14 protein-coding genes and 1 tRNA gene are annotated in these 14,977 nt (G+C 66.1%); 7 read left to right on the top strand and 8 right to left on the bottom strand.

Features of this window, described 5'->3' with window-relative positions; all coding sequences use genetic code 11:
* Window positions 1-10 precede the first annotated feature (10 nt).
* From G3A50_RS14860 to G3A50_RS14850, 3 genes are all read left to right on the top strand, one after another.
* On the top strand, window positions 11-1,333 hold the full coding sequence (locus tag G3A50_RS14860) for a UDP-glucose dehydrogenase family protein (RefSeq protein WP_163075992.1): 1,323 nt from the start codon (window positions 11-13) through the stop codon (window positions 1,331-1,333).
* 630 nt (window positions 1,334-1,963) lie between these two features.
* A complete protein-coding gene (locus tag G3A50_RS14855; RefSeq protein ID WP_163075991.1) occupies window positions 1,964-2,245 on the top strand; it encodes a metal-sensing transcriptional repressor in 282 nt (93 codons plus the stop codon).
* 6 nt (window positions 2,246-2,251) lie between these two features.
* The gene (locus tag G3A50_RS14850) at window positions 2,252-3,478 is read left to right on the top strand and encodes a nickel/cobalt efflux transporter (RefSeq protein WP_163075990.1); all 1,227 of its coding nucleotides are present in this window, start codon (window positions 2,252-2,254) and stop codon (window positions 3,476-3,478) included.
* 43 nt (window positions 3,479-3,521) lie between these two features.
* Here the strand turns inward: G3A50_RS14850 and G3A50_RS14845 are convergent, their stop codons facing one another.
* The 5 genes from G3A50_RS14845 to cyoA are packed head-to-tail and all read right to left on the bottom strand — an operon-like array spanning window position 3,522 to window position 8,518.
* Window positions 3,522-4,283 carry an SURF1 family protein gene (locus G3A50_RS14845; RefSeq protein ID WP_425483412.1) on the bottom strand — a complete coding sequence of 254 codons (762 nt, stop codon included), beginning with the start codon at window positions 4,281-4,283 and terminating at the stop codon, window positions 3,522-3,524.
* Window positions 4,280-4,663: a cytochrome o ubiquinol oxidase subunit IV gene (cyoD, locus tag G3A50_RS14840; protein ID WP_163075989.1), complete on the bottom strand. Its 384-nt coding sequence runs from the start codon at window positions 4,661-4,663 to the stop codon at window positions 4,280-4,282. The genes G3A50_RS14845 and cyoD overlap by 4 nt, the downstream gene beginning before the upstream one ends.
* Window positions 4,660-5,292 (bottom strand): cytochrome o ubiquinol oxidase subunit III, encoded by a 633-nt coding sequence (gene cyoC, locus G3A50_RS14835; RefSeq protein WP_163075988.1) that lies wholly within the window; start codon window positions 5,290-5,292, stop codon window positions 4,660-4,662. The genes cyoD and cyoC overlap by 4 nt, the downstream gene beginning before the upstream one ends.
* Window positions 5,289-7,298 carry a cytochrome o ubiquinol oxidase subunit I gene (cyoB, locus tag G3A50_RS14830; protein ID WP_246251729.1) on the bottom strand — a complete coding sequence of 670 codons (2,010 nt, stop codon included), beginning with the start codon at window positions 7,296-7,298 and terminating at the stop codon, window positions 5,289-5,291. The genes cyoC and cyoB overlap by 4 nt, the downstream gene beginning before the upstream one ends.
* Before the next feature lie 8 nt (window positions 7,299-7,306).
* The gene (gene cyoA / locus G3A50_RS14825) at window positions 7,307-8,518 is read right to left on the bottom strand and encodes a ubiquinol oxidase subunit II (RefSeq protein WP_163075987.1); all 1,212 of its coding nucleotides are present in this window, start codon (window positions 8,516-8,518) and stop codon (window positions 7,307-7,309) included.
* 197 nt (window positions 8,519-8,715) lie between these two features.
* On the opposite strand from cyoA, the gene G3A50_RS14820 reads away from it, so the two are divergent.
* Both G3A50_RS14820 and G3A50_RS14815 read left to right on the top strand, forming a co-directional pair.
* Window positions 8,716-10,035, top strand: a complete 1,320-nt coding sequence (locus G3A50_RS14820) for an MFS transporter (protein WP_163075986.1) — start codon at window positions 8,716-8,718, stop codon at window positions 10,033-10,035.
* 123 nt (window positions 10,036-10,158) lie between these two features.
* Window positions 10,159-11,271, top strand: a complete 1,113-nt coding sequence (locus G3A50_RS14815; RefSeq protein ID WP_163075985.1) for a YihY/virulence factor BrkB family protein — start codon at window positions 10,159-10,161, stop codon at window positions 11,269-11,271.
* A gap of 257 nt (window positions 11,272-11,528) precedes the next feature.
* On the opposite strand, the gene G3A50_RS14810 is transcribed toward G3A50_RS14815, so the two are convergent.
* Window positions 11,529-11,604 (bottom strand) — tRNA-Ala (locus G3A50_RS14810).
* A gap of 169 nt (window positions 11,605-11,773) precedes the next feature.
* Between G3A50_RS14810 and G3A50_RS14805 the strand changes: the two genes are divergently transcribed.
* The gene (locus G3A50_RS14805; RefSeq protein ID WP_163075984.1) at window positions 11,774-12,052 is read left to right on the top strand and encodes a YggT family protein; all 279 of its coding nucleotides are present in this window, start codon (window positions 11,774-11,776) and stop codon (window positions 12,050-12,052) included.
* Between the two features lie 29 nt (window positions 12,053-12,081).
* On the top strand, window positions 12,082-12,390 hold the full coding sequence (locus tag G3A50_RS14800) for a DUF167 family protein (RefSeq protein ID WP_246252478.1): 309 nt from the start codon (window positions 12,082-12,084) through the stop codon (window positions 12,388-12,390).
* 68 nt (window positions 12,391-12,458) lie between these two features.
* Here the strand turns inward: G3A50_RS14800 and G3A50_RS14795 are convergent, their stop codons facing one another.
* Together G3A50_RS14795 and typA are read right to left on the bottom strand one after the other, a co-directional pair.
* Window positions 12,459-12,968 (bottom strand): GNAT family N-acetyltransferase, encoded by a 510-nt coding sequence (locus G3A50_RS14795; protein ID WP_163075983.1) that lies wholly within the window; start codon window positions 12,966-12,968, stop codon window positions 12,459-12,461.
* Window positions 12,969-13,131: 163 nt separating this feature from the next.
* Window positions 13,132-14,958, bottom strand: a complete 1,827-nt coding sequence (gene typA, locus G3A50_RS14790) for a translational GTPase TypA (protein WP_163075982.1) — start codon at window positions 14,956-14,958, stop codon at window positions 13,132-13,134.
* Window positions 14,959-14,977 lie beyond the last annotated feature (19 nt).

The following is a 14,977-nucleotide window of genomic DNA, read 5'->3' as shown; positions in this document are numbered from 1 at the left end:
AGGGTTCTCTATGCGCGTTGCGATGATTGGTACCGGCTATGTTGGCCTCGTCTCCGGGACCTGTTTTTCCGACTTCGGGCACGATGTGACATGCATCGACAAGGACGCCTCCAAGATCGAGCGGCTCAAGAAGGGCGAGATCCCCATCTTCGAACCCGGCCTTGATGAACTCGTGCGCCGCAATGTGGAGGCCGGGCGTCTTCAGTTCGACACCGACCTGACCCAGGCCGTGCGTGACGCCGACGTGGTGTTCATCGCCGTCGGCACCCCTTCGCGGCGCGGCGACGGCCATGCCGACCTGTCCTATGTCCACGCCGCCGCCCGCGAGATTGCCGCCGTGGCGCAGGGCTTCACCGTGGTCGTGACCAAGTCGACGGTTCCCGTCGGCACCGGCTCCGACCTTGAACACATCATCCGCGACGCGGCGCCGGAGGCGGACATCGCCGTGGTGTCCAACCCGGAATTCCTGCGCGAGGGCGCGGCGATCGAGGACTTCAAGCGTCCCGACCGCGTCGTGATCGGCACGGACGACCCGCGCGCCCGCGAAGTGATGGCGGCGCTCTACCGCCCGCTCTCGCTCAACGCGGCGCCGATCCTGTTCACCGAGCGCAACACCGCCGAACTGATCAAATATGCCTCCAACGCCTTCCTGGCGATGAAGATCACCTTCATCAACGAGATGGCGGACCTGTGCGAGAAGGTCGGCGGCAACGTGCAGGAAGTGGCGCGCGGCATCGGCCTCGACGGGCGTATCGGCTCGAAATTCCTGCACGCCGGCCCCGGCTATGGCGGCTCCTGCTTTCCCAAGGACACGCTGGCGCTGACGCGCACCGCTCAGGAGGCCGGCGCGCCGATCCGCCTGATCGAGACCGTCACCACGGTCAACGAGACCCGCAAGGCGGCCATGGGCCGCAAGGTGCTGGAAGCGCTGGACTGCCCCCCGCGTGGCGCCACCGTCGCCGTGCTCGGCCTGACCTTCAAGCCGAACACCGACGACATGCGCGACAGCCCGGCGATCAACATCGTGCAGTCGCTGCTCGACCGCGGGGTCAAGGTGCGCGCTTACGACCCGGTGGGCATGCATGAGGCCCGAAAGGTGCTGCCCGACAGCGTGATCTACGCCGACGGCGCCTATGAATGCGCCGAGGGCGCGGACTGCCTGGTGATCATCACCGAATGGGATGCCTTCCGCGCGCTCGATCTCGACCGCCTGAAGACGATCCTCAAGACGCCGACCGTGGTGGACCTGCGCAATATCTACCCACCCGCCGACCTTGCCAGCCGCGGCTTCAAATATATCGGCGTCGGCCGCGGCAGCTCCATCGCCGTCTGATCGGCGGGAGGCCGAACCGCTCGGCCGACGGCCGGGCCGGAAAAGCGGGCGGGATCCGGGGATGTCCCTTCCGGAGCCTCGGACCCGACTTGCCGGTGCGGGCACAGGCCGGCGCCCGACTTTCCGGCGCCCCAATTTGACGGCAGCACCGCGCGCGGGCGCATCCCGCATCCCGCATCGCGGATTGAGCGTTGGCGTGAGCGGCAACGGATACCCCGCGCCGGGCCAACTGGCGGCCACGCGAGACGGCGCCCGGCGCACGGCCGGCAAGCGCCTTCCTGGTTAGGCGCCCTCGCCTTCCGGGATACCGCCCCACTGACAACCCGGCACGGGTTGCTCCGCCCTATGGCGGAGAGCGACAGGCGCGCGAGGGGGCGCGAGAGACCTTGAGCCGTCCTCAACCATGCCCCCGCACGCGCGCCCCGCCTGCGCACGGCCGGCGCCTCCCCACCCCTACATAGTCACAGAGGTTTGCGGGCCCCTGGTGCCCTTCGTCACCGGGAAAGTGGCGGCAGGTCCGGTGCGCGGGTTATGTGCACCCGACACGCGCCGGCGCTGCCGGCCGCATCCACGCAAATTATCCCCCCTGGGGGGATGTACATAACCCCCCAGGGGGGATAGGAGAGAGACATGAGCGAGCACCTGCACGTCCACGCCAGCCACCCGCAGATCGTGAAGCGCCTCAAGCGCTCCCACGGCCATCTGCGCACCGTGATCGAGATGCTGGAATCGGGTCGGACCTGTCTCGACATCGCCCAGCAGCTCCACGCGGTGGAGAAGGCGATCAGTCAGGCCAAGAAGACCCTGATCCAGGACCATCTCGACCATTGCCTTGATGACGTGGTGTCCCCGCTTGAAGGGGATCAGCGGCGCTCGCTCGACGATTTCAAGGACATCATCAAATATCTCTGAGGATCCATGCCAACATTCGCCGAGCTGATTCAGCAAAGTACCACTCACGCCTGGCTGTTCATCCCCAGTGCGATCCTGCTCGGCGCCCTTCACGGACTGGAGCCCGGACATTCCAAGACGATGATGGCCGCCTTCATCGTCGCGGTGCGGGGCACGGTCACACAGGCCGTGCTGCTCGGGCTGGCAGCGACGGTGTCGCACACCATGGTGGTCTGGGCCATCGCGCTCGGCGGCATGTATCTGTGGCAGGGCATCGCCCCTGAGACCTTCGAGCCCTACCTCCAGTTCGTCTCCGCCGTCATCATCATCGCCATGGCGTCATGGATGCTCTGGCGCACCCATGAGGACCAGCAGCGCGCCAAGGCCGCGCTGGGGCACGATCACGGGGCGGTCCACGACCACGGGCATGATCACGATCATGACCATGGCCACGAGCACGGACATGCGGCGTCGGACGTGCGGATGATCGATACCGGGCATGGCCTGCACAAGCTGGAACTGCACGACCACGGGCATGGCGACGCGCACTGGCGCTTCCGTCCCGAGCGCGGCAAGCCATGGGCGGCCGGCGAGGTGAAGCTGACGACCGAACGGGCCGATGGCCGCGTCCAGAGCTTCGCCTTTGCCGAACGCGGGGATTACATCGAGAGCGTCGAGGCGATCCCGGCCCCGTTCGACTTCATGGTCCGCCTCGCGCTTGGCCACGGCAACCATTCGCACGACTTCGACGTGTCGTTCCTGAAGAGCACCGAAGGCCACGACCATCTGCACGAGGAACTGCGCGGGCTGGATGTCGGCACGGACGGCTATCAGGACGCCCACGAGCTGGCTCACGCCAACGACATCCGCCGGCGGTTCGCCGATCGGGAGGTCACCACCTGGCAGATCGTGCTGTTCGGCCTCACCGGCGGGCTCATCCCCTGCCCGGCCGCCATTACCGTGCTGCTGCTGTGCCTTCAGCTCAAGGAGCTCTCGCTCGGCTTCGGACTGGTGCTGTGCTTCTCGATCGGCCTTGCCATCACCCTGGTCGCGGTCGGGGCCGTGGCGGCGCTGAGCGTGCGCCATGCCACCAAGCGCTGGAGCTGGTTCTCCGGCGCCGCACGCCGCGCGCCCTATCTCTCCGGCGCCCTGCTGGTCGCGGTCGGGCTTTATGTCGGATGGCACGGCTACAGCGGCATCCGCGCGCTGAACGCGGCACCGACCGCCGCGCTGGCCGCGCCCTATACGGGCTGAATACCTGACCCATCCCGTGCCGGGGCGAGACGCGCCCCGGCCCTCACCTCGCGCGCTTGCGCCAGACCAGGTAAGCGCCCACGGCGCTCATGACGGCGAGCGCGAACCATGTCAGCGCATAGACCAAGTGGTTGTTGGAAAAGCGGGTCACGGTAAGCCCGCCGGCCGGAAAGCCCGCCATGCCGGCCGCCCGGTCGGCGTCGACGAAATAGCCCGCACCGCCGTCCAGCCCGCGCGCCGCCGAAATGGCGGCGACGTCCCGCGAATACCAGCGCTCATGACCGGGGTCATTGCGCCGCAGGAAGCCGCCCCCCGGCTCGCTCAGCCGCAACAGTCCGGTGAGGGAGGTCGGCCCCTCGATGGTGCCGGCCGCGCGGCTTTCCGGCGCGCGCTTTTCCGGGGGCACGAAGCCGCGATTGACGAGAACAATGAAGCCGCGTGTGGTGACGAAGGGCGTCAGCACCCAGAAGCCGCCGCCAAGCTCGGTCACCGCCTGCACCAGCGTTTCCCGATCGTTGAGGAAATGACCGGAGAGGCCGACCCGGCGATATTCCGCCTCACTGGCGGCCTCGGCGGCGAAGGCTTCGGGCGTGGGCGCGGCCACCGGATCGGCGTGGATGCGCGCCTCCACGCGCGCGATCAGGTCGAGCTTCCAGAACAGGCGCTTGACCTGCCAGACGCCGAGCCCGGTGAACAGCGCCACGCCCACCACGCACAGCGCCAGCAGCGCGATGCGCGCCCCACCGGAGACGGGCGCGTGCTCGGTTTCCCGCTCCCCCAACGCCCCGTCGGGGCGGGAGGTCACGGAATCTGTCTCATGTCGTGGAGGCTCGGCATCATGTTGGTGTTCAGGTGGTACATGACCCACAGCGACCCCGCGAGCGTGATCACCACCAGGATCAGGGTGAAGCCCAGCGCCAGCATGGTCCATCCGCCTTCCGAGCGGAAGTTCATATGCAGGAAGAACACCATGTGCACCACGATCTGCACCACGGCGAAGCCCATGATGGCGAAGGCGGTGGCGGTGGCATTGTCGAGCACCCCGCTCATCACCAGCCAGAACGGAACGGCGGTGAGAATGACAGAGAGCACGAAGCCGATGACGTAGCCGCGCAGCGAGCCGTGCGGTTCCGCACCGTGCGTGTCGTGGTGGCCGTGGGCGGCGCCCATGTCGTGCGCGCTCATCGCAGCATTCCCATCAGATAGACAAAGGTGAAAACGCCGATCCAGATCACGTCGAGGAAGTGCCAGAACATGCTGAGGCACATCAGCCGGCGCTTGTTGGCGGTGACGAGGCCGCGCTGGGCGACCTGCACCATCAGCGTCGTCAGCCAGATCAGGCCGAAGGTGACATGCAGCCCGTGCGTGCCCACCAGCGTGAAGAACGCCGACAGGAAGGCGCTGCGCTGCGGCGTCGCGCCCTCGGAAATGAGATGGTGGAACTCGTAGAGCTCGATGCCGAGGAAGGCGAGGCCGAACAGGCCAGTGACGGCGAGCCACACCAGCGTCACCGCCACACGGTCCTTCTCCATGGTCAGCATGGCGAAGCCATAGGTGATGGAGGAGAACAGCAGCATCGCGGTGTTGAGCGCGACCAGGTTGAGATCGAACAGCTCGCGCGGGCCGGGGCCGGCGGCGTAGCTGCCGCCCAGCACGCCGTAGATCGCGAACAGCGCCGCGAAGATGAGGCAGTCGCTCATCAGGTAGATCCAGAAGCCCAGCGAGGTGCTGTGGCCTTCCGGGTGCGGGTGCTCGTCGACCTCGTAGAACACGGGCACCTCGCCCGAGGCTTCGGTCATGGTCGCGCTGCTCATGGGTTCAACTGCGCGAGCATCTTGGTGCGCGCGTCCTCGGTGCGGGTGACCTCGTCGGCGGGTATGTCGAAGTCACGATTGTAGTTGAAGGTGTGCCCGATGGCGGTGACCAGCAGCCCGGCGAAAGCCAGCGCCGCAAGCCACCAGATGTACCAGATCAGCGCGAAGCCGAGCACGAAGCTGAAGCCGGCCAGGAACATGCCGGCGCTGGTGTTGCGCGGCATGTGGATGGCCTTGAAGCCCTCCAGCGGGCGCACATAGCCCCGGCTCTTCATGTCCCACCACGCATCGAGATCATGCACCACGGGGGTGAAGGCGAAGTTATAGGCCGGCGGGGGCGAGGAGGTCGCCCATTCCAGCGTGCGCGCGTTCCAGGGATCGCCGGTGAGATCGCGCAGCGTGTCGCGGCGCAGGATGCTCACCCCGATCTGGATCAGGAAGCAGGCAATGCCGAGCGCGATGAGGAAGGCGCCGAACGCCGCCAGCTCGAACCAGATGTGCAGGGACGGGTCGTCGAACACCCGCAGGCGGCGCGTCACGCCCATCAGGCCGAGCACGTAGAGCGGCATGAAGGCGAAGAAGAAGCCCACCACCCAGAACCAGAACGACATCTTGCCCCAGAACGGGTCGAGCCGGAACCCGAACGCCTTGGGCCACCAGAAGGCGATGCCCGCGAACATGCCGAACAGCACGCCGCCGATAATCACATTGTGGAAGTGGGCGATCAGGAACAGCGAATTGTGCAGCACGAAGTCGGCCGGCGGCACCGCGAGCAGCACGCCGGTCATGCCGCCGACGACGAAGATCAGCATGAAGCCGACCGTGTACATCATCGGCAGTTCGAACCGGATGCGGCCGCGATACATCGTGAACAGCCAGTTGAACATCTTCGCGCCCGTCGGGATCGAGATGATCATCGTGGTGATGCCGAAGAACGAGTTCACGCTGGCGCCCGAGCCCATCGTGAAGAAGTGGTGCAGCCACACCAGATAGGACAGGATGGTGATGACGACGGTGGCGTAGACCATCGAGGTATAGCCGAACAGGCGCTTGCCGGCGAAGGTCGAGGTCACCTCCGAGAAGATGCCGAAGGCCGGCAGGATGAGGATGTAGACCTCCGGGTGGCCCCAGATCCAGATCAGGTTCACGTACATCATCGGGTTGCCCCCGAAGTCGTTCGTGAAGAAGTTGGTGCCGATATAGCGGTCGGCCGCCAGCAGGGCGAGCACCGCGGTCAGGATCGGGAAGGCGGCGACGATCAGCACGTTGGTGCAAAGCGCGGTCCAGGTGAAGACCGGCATCTTCATCATCGTCATGCCGGGCGCGCGCATCTTCACGATGGTGCAGATGAGGTTCACGCCCGAGAGCAGCGTGCCCACGCCCGCGATCTGCAGCGCCCAGATGTAATAGTCGACGCCGACATAGGGGCTGTAGCCGATGCCCGACAGCGGGGGATAGGCCAGCCAGCCGGTCTGCGCGAACTCGCCCACGAACAGCGAGGTCATCACCAGCACGGCGCCCGACACCGTCATCCAGAACGAGAAATTGTTGAGGAACGGAAACGAGACGTCGCGCGCGCCGATCTGCAGCGGCACCACGAAGTTCATCAGGCCGGTGACCATGGGCATGGCCACGAAGAAGATCATGATCACGCCATGGGCGGTGAAGATCTGGTCGTAATGGTGGGCGGGCAGATAGCCCTCGCTGCCACCGAAGGCGATGGCCTGCTGGAGCCGCATCATGATGGCGTCGGCGAAGCCGCGCAGCAGCATGATGACGCCCAGCACCATGTACATGATGCCGATCTTCTTGTGGTCCACGCTGGTGAACCACTCGCGCCACAGATAGCCCCACAGCCGGAAATAGGTCAGCGCGCCCAGCACGGCGATGGCGCCGACCGCCACCACGGCAAAGGTCGCGACCAGAATCGGCTCGTGGTACGGGATCGCCTCAAGCGTGAAGCGGCCGAACAGGAAGTTCGGTTCGATCATCGGAGATTCGGTCATGGGCGCCGTCAGGAGTTGGAGGGCCGCCGCGGGCCCGAGAGGGCCTCGTCAGGCGGCAGGCGGGTCGGAGTGAGGAACGACAGCGGCCGGGACAGTGCCGGCAGAGTGAACGCCGGCAGCGCCATACCCGCCCCGTGCACCGGCGCGCTCGACGCCCGCGACACCGGAGCCGTGGCGGTGAGCGCCAGCGCGTTGGCCAGTTCCTCGGGGGTGCAGATGCCGACGACGAAGCCAGCAGTGCCGCCGAACACCGTGCCGCGGCGCGCGTATTTGTCATAGGTCAGCGGCAGCACGTTCGACGCGCTCTCGATGCCGAGCCCGCCCTTGGCGTCGATCGCCATCATCTCGTGCATGCACATCTTGCCCGGCTCGACGCACAGATTGAGGATCGCGTCGAACAGGGTGGGGTCGACATCGGCGAAGTGGCGCGCGGGCACGTTCTCGCTCGGCTTCTCCAGATCGAGATAGGCCTGGCGGGTCAGCGGCTCCGGGCTCGCCTTGGCCTCGGCGACCCAGCTCTCGAAGCCGGCCTCGTCGAGCGCGCGGAAGCGGAAATACATGCCGGAGAAGCCGGCCCCGCTGTAGTTGGACGAGAAGCCGCGCGTATCGACGGGCGTGTTGGCCACCGCGTGCAGCTCGGTCCGCATCGCCGGCATGGCGTAGATCATGCCCGCGAGCGTCGGGATGTAGAAGGCGTTCATCACCGAGGACGAGGTGATGCGGAAGCGGATCGGCCGGCCGACGGGGGCGACGAGGTCATTGACGGTCGCGATGCCCTGGTCGGGGTAGATGAACAGCCACTTCCAGTCCAGCGCGACCACTTCGACATCGAGCGGCGTCACACTGTCCGGCACCGGCTCGCCCGCGGCGATGCGGTCGAGCGGGCGATAGGGGTCGAGCAGATGCGTGCCCATCCAGGTCAGCGCGCCCAGACAGATGACGATCAGCAGCGGCGCCGCCCAGATCACCAGCTCCATCTGCGTGGAGTGGCTCCATTCCGGCTCGTAGCGCGCGTCCTTGTTGGAGGCGCGATACTTCCACGCGAAGAAGATGGTGAGCGCCATCACCGGAATGATGATCAGCAGCATCAGCGCCGTGGAAATGACCAGGAGGTCGCGTTGCTGGGCCGCAATATCGCCCGTCGGATCGAGTACAACGAAGTTGCACCCGCCAAGAGCGGTCACCAGTGGGAGCAGTGCTAAAAGATAAAGACGCCGCAACGGAAGGTACACCCGTTAGGTTTGAATCGTTGCCGCACTAGGTGCACCGCAGCAATCGTAATATCAACCCACGACAATGATGTCGAAGTGTCGCATCCCGACCCCTTATCAACGGTGATAAGCGTACATGACACGTCCGGAATGCCCGAATTGGCTTTCAGATACGACTTATATTCATTCCAGTTTTGGTAAGATCTATGACGACGCCAGTGACGACTCTTGAGCAGAACGCCCGGCAAATCCACGCCCATGACGGTGATGTGGATCCGGGCGAGATTGCAGTGGGCGTCGTCATTGGTCGTGCATCGGAGTTTTTCGACTTCTTCGTCTATGCCATTGCCTCCGTCGTGGTGTTTCCAAAGCTGGTGTTCCCGTTCGTCGACCCGCTCACGGGGACGATCTATTCCTTCGCGATCTTTGCGCTGGCCTTCATCGCCCGCCCGTTCGGCACCACGCTGTTCATGGCGATCGACCGCCACCACGGGCGCGGCGCCAAGCTGACCGCCGCACTTTTCCTGCTCGGCACGTCCACCGTGGCGATTGCCTTCCTGCCCACTTATGAGCGGCTGGGGCCGGCGGTGATCTGGCTGCTGGCCATCTTCCGCATCGGCCAGGGTCTGGCCTGGGGCGGCACCTGGGACGGGCTGGCCCCGCTTCTGGCGATGACCGCGCCGGAGGGACGGCGCGGCTGGTACGCCATGCTGCCCCAGCTCGGCGCGCCGATCGGCCTGATCATCGCCAGCGCGCTGTTCGCCTTCTTTCTCGGCAACCTCTCGGCGGCGGATTTCTTTGACTGGGGCTGGCGCTACCCGTTCTTCGTCGCCTTCGCGATCAATGTGGTGGCGCTGTTCGCGCGGCTGCGCATGGCGGTGACGCCGCAATACACCCGCCTGTTCGAGGGTGGCGCGCTTGAGCCGCAGCGCATCACCGAAACCGTGCGGGCGGAGGGCAAGGCGATCCTCACCGGCGCCTTCGCGCCGCTGGCCACGTTCGCGCTGTTCCACATGGTCACGGTGTTCCCGCTGTCCTGGGTGTTCCTCTTCACCGATGAACGCCCGACCCGCTTCCTGCTGATCGAGGCCATTGCCGCGTTCTTCGGCCTGGCGGCGGTGGTGGCCTCCGGCGCCATCGCCGACCGGATCGGGCGGCGCACACTGCTCGCCGGCTCGGCGGCCGCCATCGCGGTGTTCAGCGGCTTCGCCCCGCAGCTACTGGCCGGCGGCGTCATCGGCGAGGCCGCCTTCATGGTGCTCGCCTTCACCCTGCTCGGCATTTCCTTCGGCCAGTCCTCGGGCGTCGTGGCGTCCAATTTCGCGCCGAAATATCGCTACACGGCGTCGGCGCTGACCAATGATTTCGCCTGGCTGTTCGGCGCCGGCTTCGCCCCGCTTGCCGCGCTTCTGCTGTCCAGCCATTTCGGCCTCGCGGCCTCCGGCGCCTATCTGCTGTCGGGCGCGGTGTGCACGCTGCTGGCGCTGCGCTTCAACCGCCGGCTGGAAATGGCCGCCGCCGGCTGATCGGCCGGCGGCGCGCGCCTAGACCTGCTCCCCCGCCCCTGCGGGCCTTTGCGTCGGGAACTTTGAACGGTACTTACCGTTGACGTACCATCCCACCGCGAAAGGCCGGCTTTGAACCGACGATTGAGAACAGACGCCGTACTCGTTGCCGGCGCCATGGGCGTTCTCGCCTTTGCCGCCGCTTTGCAGCGCAAGGCCAATCAGGCGGCCGGCGCGGCGCCGGTCGAGACCATCGGGACCGGCACGGCCACGTGCGGACCTGCCTCGGACCGACTTGCCACGGGCGAATCTGCCTCGGACATCGGCCGGTTCGCGACCGCGCCGACGGGCATCCCCGCGCGCGGCTGGTGGGATGTGAGCCTGCGCATCTATCGCAATATTTCCGAGCATCGCGTGCTCGCCATCGGCGCGGGCGTGACGTTCTATTCCATTCTCGCCCTGTTCCCGACGCTGGCGGCGTTCGTGTCGCTGTTCGGTCTGTTCACGGAGCCGACGGTCGTGCTGTCGGAGATGGACAAGTGGCGCGGCATCATCCCGGACAGCGGGATTGAGGTGATCAGCACTCAGGTCCAGCGCATTTCCGGCAGCGGCAGCACCTCCCTGGGGCTTGCCTTCTTCTTCAGTCTGGCCATGGCGATGTGGAGTTCCAATGCCGGCATGAAGGCGCTCTTCGACGCGCTGAACATCGTCTATGCCGAGCGTGAGAAGCGCAGCTTCGCGATGCTGAACGCGATCTCGCTGCTGTTCACCGCCGGCGCCATCCTCATCATGGTGGGCGCCGTGGGCGCGGTGATCGTGCTGCCCATCGTGCTCAACCATGTGCCCGAGATCGGCGGGGAGATGTTCGTCCGCCTGTCGCGCTGGCCGATTCTGTTCCTGGTGCTCTCATTCGCGCTGGCCCTGCTCTACCGTTTCGGCCCCAGCCGGGAGTATGCGCGCTGGCGCTGGCTGAGCCTGGGAAGTCTCGGCGGCGCCGCCTTCTGGATCGCCGCCTCCATGGGCTTTTCCTGGTACGCGACCAACTTCGCCAGCTACAACGAAACCTATGGTTCGCTGGGCGCCATCATCGCCTTCATGATCTGGATCTGGATCTCGGTGGTGGTCATCCTGATCGGTGCCGAGGTGAACGCGGAATCCGAGCACCAGACCTCCCGCGACACCACGACCGGGCCCGCAAGGCCGCTGGGCATGCGCGGGGCGACAATGGCCGACACACTCGGCAGAACTCAGCCTTAGACTGTCCCCGGCCGCAGGCGCACCGCGTGGCCGGCCTGCGGGGCTTCCGTCTTCCTGATTCGGAAGGGCGGCAGGGGGCAACCACGTGGGAGGCGACGAAAACGCCTTCCCGCCGGCTCCGCGCTGGAGGCACTGCGGCGACGCGGCATCACAGCTGCATCAGGCAGCGTGCGGCCGAATGTGAATCACATGATGGGAACAATGTGCGGCGCGTTACGCGGTCCCGCGAAAATTCACGAAGAATTTCAGTGCCTTTTTGGTGGAGCCGAGGGGATTTGAACCCCTGACCTCTGCAGTGCGATTGCAGCGCTCTCCCAACTGAGCTACGGCCCCACGCTTTAGGCCGCGCCTTGTACGGTTCCCGCCCGCCCGCTGTCAAGGCACGTAGGCGCGCTATCCCTATGCCTTGTGAATCGGGGTTGCCGCAATGCGGCGGCGCCTTTAAGCATCATGCCAGCATCCCCTTTGGCATCCGCCACCGACTCTCCTTCCGAGGCTCGCGATGTACTCGCTTCTCTGGCTGTTCGACACGCTGATCACGCTCTACGTCTGGATCCTCATCGCCTCGGCCATATTGTCGTGGCTCGTCGCCTTCAATGTCGTCAATCCGCACAATCAGATCGTGCGCAGCGTCGGCGAATTCCTCTGGCGCATCACCGAGCCCGCGCTGGCGCCGCTGCGGCGGATCCTGCCGAATCTTGGCGGCATCGACATCTCGCCGGTCGTCCTCATCATCGGCCTGTATTTCATCCGCAACCTCGTCTTCGAGATCCTGGTCTGAGCACGTCCGGCCTGCCCGCTCCCGGCGCCCTGCCCTGGTCCAGCACGCCGGAGGGAGTCGTCCTCACCGTGCGGGCCACCCCGCGTGGGGGGCGTGACGGGCTGGACGGCATTGTCGAGCTGGCGGACGGGCGCCGCGCCGTGAAGGCGCGCGTCAGCGTGGCGCCGGAGGACGGCAAGGCCAATGCGGCGCTGGCGAAGCTGCTGAGCAAGGCGGTCGGCCTGCCGGCCTCGCGCGTCGAGCTGGTTTCAGGAGCCACGGCGCGGCTGAAGACCTTCCGGTTGACCGGCGACCCCGCCGAACTCACCGCAAGGCTCCAGGCGCTGCTGCAAGGCTGAAGCGCCTGCCGTAACCACTTTCCGGTCTATGGATCACCGGCCCCACGGGCGGGCGCCCTGGCCTTTCCTCAGCCGTTCCAGCCGAAGGCGAGCTTTTCCAGCGTGCGCTCGCCGAAGGTCTCGGTCGAGCGGGCGACGCCCATGCCCCCGAGCGCGCGGTAGAAGCCCAGCGCCGGCTCGTTGGCGGCAAGCGCCCACACCGCGAGCCCGTCGAAGCCGGCATTGGCCAGCTCCTTGCGCGCATCCGTGAACAGGCGGCGGCCGAAGCCCAGCCCCTGATATTCCGGACGCAGGTAAAGCTCGTAGATTTCGCCCTCATAGGGCAGGCCGCGTGCGCGGTTGCGCCCGACATTCGCGTAGCCGGCGACGGCGTCGCCCAGCGTCAGCACCAGCACCCGCGAACCACGTCGCAGCGCGGTCTCCCACCACAAGGGACCACGACGCTGGACCATCTTCTCCAGCTCGGCACCGGGAATGAGGCCGCGATAGGCCGTGCGCCACGCCGAGTCGTGAATCTCGGCAATGTCGGCGGCATCCATCGGGCGGGCCCGGCGTGTCTCGACAAGAAGCGTGCTCATTGCCCTGATGGGAGCAAATGCGCTCTCCGGGATCAAGGGCTTTCATCCCCGATCGCACGATCGATCCACCGGGGCGTGGCTCCGCCGCCACGCTTCACGCTTGGGCAGGCGAGCCGATACCAAATAAATACGGGGGCGTAGCGCCCCCGTATCGACAAAGGCGTCAGACGCCCTCGGTTTCCTTGCGGCGCTCTTCGCGCTTGCGCTCGTTGGGGTCGAGGAAGCGCTTGCGGATGCGGATCGACTTCGGCGTCACCTCGACCAGTTCGTCGTCCTGGATCCAGGCCAGCGAACGCTCCAGCGTCATGCGGATCGGCGGAGTGAGGCGAACCGCCTCATCCTTGGAGGTGGTGCGGATGTTGGTGAGCTTCTTGCCCTTGAGAACGTTCACTTCGAGATCGTTCTCGCGGTTGTGCTCGCCCACGATCATGCCCTGATAGACCTTCCAGCCGGGCTCGATCATCATCGGGCCGCGATCTTCGAGGTTCCACAGCGCGTAGGCCACCGCCTCGCCGGCCTCGTTGGAGATCAGCACGCCGTTGCGGCGGCCGGGAATCTCGCCACGGTGCGGCTGATAGGCGTGGAACAGGCGGTTCATGATCGCGGTGCCGCGCGTATCGGTCATCAGCTCGCCCTGGTAGCCGATGAGGCCACGGGTGGGAGCATAGAACACAAGGCGCTGGCGGCTGCCGCCGGACGGCTTCATCTCCACCATCTCGGCGCGGCGTTCGCTCATCTTCTGCACAACGACGCCGGAATATTCCTCGTCGACGTCGATCAGGACTTCCTCGATCGGCTCAAGAATCTCGCCGCTCTCGTCCTTGGTGAACACCACGCGCGGGCGCGACACGGCGATTTCGAAGCCTTCGCGGCGCATGGTCTCGATCAGCACCGCGAGCTGGAGTTCGCCGCGGCCGGAGACGAAGAACGAATCCTTGTCGGCGGCTTCCTCGATCTTCAGCGCCACATTGCCTTCGGCCTCGCGCAGCAGGCGGTCGCGGATCACGCGGCTGGTCACCTTGTCGCCCTCGGTGCCGGCGAGCGGCGAATCGTTGACGATGAAGGACATGGTCACGGTCGGCGGGTCGATCGGCTGCGCCTTCAGCGCGGCGTCGACGACCAGATCGCAGAAAGTGTCGGCGACGGTGCCCTTGGAAAGGCCGGCAATGGCGATGATGTCGCCCTGCACGCCCTCTTCGATCGGCTGGCGCTCGATGCCCCGGAAGGCGAGGATCTTCGAGACGCGGCCCTGCTCGACCAGCGAGCCGTCCTGCGCCAGAACCTTGATCGACTGGTTCGGCTTGATCGAGCCCGAGGTGATGCGCCCGGTAATCATGCGGCCGAGGAAGGGGTTGGCTTCCAGCAGCGTGCCGATCATGCGGAACGGGCCGTCATCGACGGTGGGCTCGGGCACGTGCTTGAGCACGAGATCGAACAGCGGCGCCATGCCCTGGTCCTGCGGGCCTTCCGGCGAATCCGCCATCCAGCCGTTGCGGCCGGAACCGTAGAGGATCGGGAAGTCCAGCTGCTCGTCATTGGCGTCGAGCGCGGCGAACAGGTCGAACACCTCGTTGATGACTTCCTGGGCGCGGGCGTCCGAGCGGTCGACCTTGTTGATGGCGACGATCGGCTTCAGGCCGACCTTGAGCGCCTTGCCGACCACGAACTTGGTCTGCGGCATCGGGCCCTCGGCGGCGTCGACCAGAACGATGGCGCCGTCCACCATGTTCAGGATGCGTTCCACCTCGCCGCCGAAGTCGGCATGGCCGGGGGTGTCGACGATGTTGATCCGGGTGTCCTTCCAGACGACCGAGGTCGCCTTGGCCAGGATGGTGATGCCGCGCTCCTTTTCGAGGTCGTTCGAATCCATCACGCGCTCGGCAACCCGCTGGTTCTCGCGGTAGGAGCCGGACTGCTTCAGCAGTTCGTCGACGAGGGTGGTCTTGCCGTGGTCGACGTGGGCGATGATGGCAATGTTGCGCAGCTTCATATTCAAACACCAAAAAGCG

Origin of the sequence: Ancylobacter pratisalsi (assembly GCF_010669125.1) — a bacterium.
Lineage (GTDB): Bacteria > Pseudomonadota > Alphaproteobacteria > Rhizobiales > Xanthobacteraceae > Ancylobacter > Ancylobacter pratisalsi.
This window is presented reverse-complemented; position numbering and strand designations above follow the sequence as displayed.

Bases quoted from the DNA above. Each gene is read 5' to 3' on its own strand.
- G3A50_RS14850 (WP_163075990.1), top strand. From the start codon at position 2,252: ATGCCAACATTCGCCGAGCTGATTCAGCAAAGTACCACTCACGCCTGG.
- G3A50_RS14855 (WP_163075991.1), top strand. From the start codon at position 1,964: ATGAGCGAGCACCTGCACGTCCACGCCAGCCACCCGCAGATCGTGAAG.
- cyoB (WP_246251729.1), bottom strand. From the start codon at position 7,298: ATGACCGAATCTCCGATGATCGAACCGAACTTCCTGTTCGGCCGCTTC.
- G3A50_RS14795 (WP_163075983.1), bottom strand. From the start codon at position 12,968: ATGAGCACGCTTCTTGTCGAGACACGCCGGGCCCGCCCGATGGATGCC.
- G3A50_RS14805 (WP_163075984.1), top strand. From the start codon at position 11,774: ATGTACTCGCTTCTCTGGCTGTTCGACACGCTGATCACGCTCTACGTC.
- G3A50_RS14860 (WP_163075992.1), top strand. From the start codon at position 11: ATGCGCGTTGCGATGATTGGTACCGGCTATGTTGGCCTCGTCTCCGGG.
- cyoD (WP_163075989.1), bottom strand. From the start codon at position 4,663: ATGAGCGCGCACGACATGGGCGCCGCCCACGGCCACCACGACACGCAC.
- G3A50_RS14820 (WP_163075986.1), top strand. From the start codon at position 8,716: ATGACGACGCCAGTGACGACTCTTGAGCAGAACGCCCGGCAAATCCAC.
- typA (WP_163075982.1), bottom strand. From the start codon at position 14,958: ATGAAGCTGCGCAACATTGCCATCATCGCCCACGTCGACCACGGCAAG.
- cyoC (WP_163075988.1), bottom strand. From the start codon at position 5,292: ATGAGCAGCGCGACCATGACCGAAGCCTCGGGCGAGGTGCCCGTGTTC.